Raw genomic sequence first — 2619 nt, forward strand, 5'->3', positions numbered from 1 at the left:
CAGGCTTTACATCGCGCCGCCGGAACTGATCCGCGTCGGCTCGGGTTATACGGCCAAGATCGTCTGCTCGAATGTCTTTATCGCCGGACGCGATGCCGACCAGGTGCTCACCGTCGACGTGCAGGCGCCGGGCCATCCGCTGCTGCGGCTGATGAGGGTCTCCGTCGACAAGGAGCAGGGCACCGTCTCGGCCGGGCTGTTCGGCGTGTTCGGCAAAAGCGTCGCAGTCGTTCGTGACGGGCTCGGCTGTGCTTCGGTTCCGGATGGCGACATCGCCACGGCCAAAGCAGTCGCCGGGCCGGCGCTGACACCGGCGCCGCCGCTCGATGCACTCTGGCCGGAGGGCGACAGGGTCGACGCCTCGCAGAACCCCGAAATCGCGAAAATCCTCGACGACCCTGCAATGACCGGCGCCGGTATGCGGGCTGTGGTAGTAGTCAAGAACGGCCGCATCATCGCCGAGCGTTATGGCGACGGCTTTGCCGAAAAGACGCCGCTGCTTGGCTGGTCGATGACCAAGACGGTAAATGCCGCGATCGTCGGCACCGTGATGAAGGATGGTAAGATGGTGATGACGAACCAGGGTCTGTTCGGACCCTGGAAAGCGGACGGCCGCGCCGCCATCAGTCTCGCCGATATGATGGCGATGTCGAGCGGGCTGGAGTTCAACGAGGATTATGGCGACGTCACCGACGTGACGCGGATGCTCTACCTCGAGCCTGATATGGCGGGCTTTGCCGGATCCAAGTCGCTGACCGGCGAGGTAGGCAAAATGTTTTCCTATTCGAGCGGCACGGCAGTGATGCTGTCGCGGCTCTGGCAGGATGCGATCCGCGACAAGAACAAGGCGCTGGCGTGGCCGAGGGTTGCGCTGTTCGACCCGCTGGGCATGCAGAGCGCGGTGCTGGAGGCCGACGAGTACGGCACTTTCGTCGGGTCGTCCTATCTCTACGCCACCGCGCGCGACTGGGCGCGCTTCGGCCAGTTCCTGCTGCAGGATGGTGTATGGAACGGCCAGCAGATCCTGCCTGGCGGCTTCGTCGCCTGGATGCGGGAAGCCGCACCGGCCTCGAAAGTCTACGGCAGGGGCCAGCTGTGGATCGAGGGGCCGGGCGACGAGCAGAGCCCAGGCGCCGGCATCGCTGCGGGCCTGGCAAGGGATACCTACTGGATGGAAGGCCATGACGGACAGACGGTCGCCATCATTCCCTCGGAGCAGATGATGGTGGTGCGGCTCGGCCTGACGCCGGCCACGTTCGGCTATCGGCCGCAGATCATGGTGGCAGCGCTGGTGAAGGCGCTGCATTAGCTGCTATTTGCGCGGTCCGATCACTGCGAGCCAGGCATAGCCGCGGTACAGTGTTCTGAATCGAAAGCTTGCACCTATCCGCTCGGATTCCGATGCCATAACCGCGCGCAGGGCCTCATGAGGCTCGACATGGAATTTTCTCAGCCAGCCGCGCAACAGTGTTCGGAACCACCGGGGCAGGGCCTCCTGTTGGCCGAAATCGACGACGTGCAGCGAGCCGCCAGGTGACAGGGCTGCAAGAGCCGCGCAAACCGTCTTCTGCCAACCCGGAATCATCGACAGCGAATACGAGACAAAAATGCGGTCGAAACTTTCGACGGCAAACAGGGACTTCGCATCGAAATCGGTGGCGTCGCCGCGCGCCAGCTTGACGCGGCCGGACAGGCCTTCGCGGGCAATGGCAGCAGTGGCCGTTTGCAGCATTTCGGCCGAAATATCGAGACCGAAGAAGCGGGCGTCGGGATAGCGGCGGGCGGCGAGGACGATGTTGCGGCCGGTGCCGCAGCCGAGTTCGAGCACGGTGCCGCCTGCGGGCACATCAAGCCCTGTGATCAGCCGGTCGCGGCCGAGCAGGTAATATTTGCGGGTCAGGTCGTAAATGTGACGCTGCCAGCGGTAGACGCCGTCCATCAGCTCGGCGTGCCTAGCCGGCGGTTCGGCGTGCCTGGCCGGCAGTTCGGTCGTGCTCATGCGGCCTGCTTCACATAGAGATGGAAGCCGCCATAGATGGCCGACCGGTCGCGGGCCGAGAATTCGCGCGACGCCGCGTCGGCATAATTCCACTGGTCGAGCAGCGAATTCGAGACCCGGCCGGGCAACAGGCTGGGTTCGGCCGCGGTGCGGAAGATGACGCGGGCATCAGTCGACGCGGTCCGGGTGATCTCGGCCCACAGCGCATTGAGCTGGTCGTCGGTCATCCAGTCCTGTGCGTCGAGCAGGACGAAGCGGTCGACCGAACCGGCATCCTTGCCGGCGAGGAATTCGATCAGATTAGCATGGCGAATGGCGACGCGGTCGACATTGTTGCGGATCGTCTTGTAGTTGCGCTTTTCGAGATAGGCGGGCAGCGCCGCCTCGCCGGGGTTGGGATAGCGGCGGGCAAAAGCCTGCCAGGCGAAATAGTTGTTCTGTAGCGGAAAATCGCAGGCGAGCTTTTCCAGCCGGGCCTTCAGGACGCTGGCCATGGTGCCGTCGCCCGAGGTGATCAGCGAATCGTACTGGGCCGGCGGAATGCCGAGCCCGAACAGCGAGGCTTTTCGGGAGGTGGCCCATTTCAGCAACGGCTTTTCGAAGACCGGCGCCAGTTCCTC

At 64.1% G+C, this 2619-nt stretch carries 3 protein-coding genes; 1 reads left to right on the top strand and 2 read right to left on the bottom strand.

Features of this window, described 5'->3' with window-relative positions:
• Positions 1-1309: serine hydrolase (locus EOA86_RS30025; protein ID WP_164892118.1), on the top strand; the 1309-nt coding region annotated here is incomplete at its 5' end.
• A gap of 3 nt (positions 1310-1312) precedes the next feature.
• On the opposite strand, the gene EOA86_RS30030 is transcribed toward EOA86_RS30025, so the two are convergent.
• A complete protein-coding gene (locus EOA86_RS30030) occupies positions 1313-1999 on the bottom strand; it encodes a class I SAM-dependent methyltransferase (RefSeq protein WP_128344946.1) in 687 nt (228 codons plus the stop codon).
• The coding region (locus EOA86_RS30035; RefSeq protein ID WP_128344948.1) for a DUF3419 family protein at positions 1996-2619 on the bottom strand (624 nt) is incomplete at its 5' end. The genes EOA86_RS30035 and EOA86_RS30030, both read right to left, overlap by 4 nt.

Source organism: Mesorhizobium sp. M5C.F.Ca.IN.020.32.2.1, assembly GCF_004023105.1.
GTDB classification, from domain to species: Bacteria; Pseudomonadota; Alphaproteobacteria; order Rhizobiales; family Rhizobiaceae; genus Mesorhizobium; species Mesorhizobium wenxiniae.

Bases quoted from the DNA above. Each gene is read 5' to 3' on its own strand.
- EOA86_RS30030 (WP_128344946.1), bottom strand. From the start codon at position 1,999: ATGAGCACGACCGAACTGCCGGCCAGGCACGCCGAACCGCCGGCTAGG.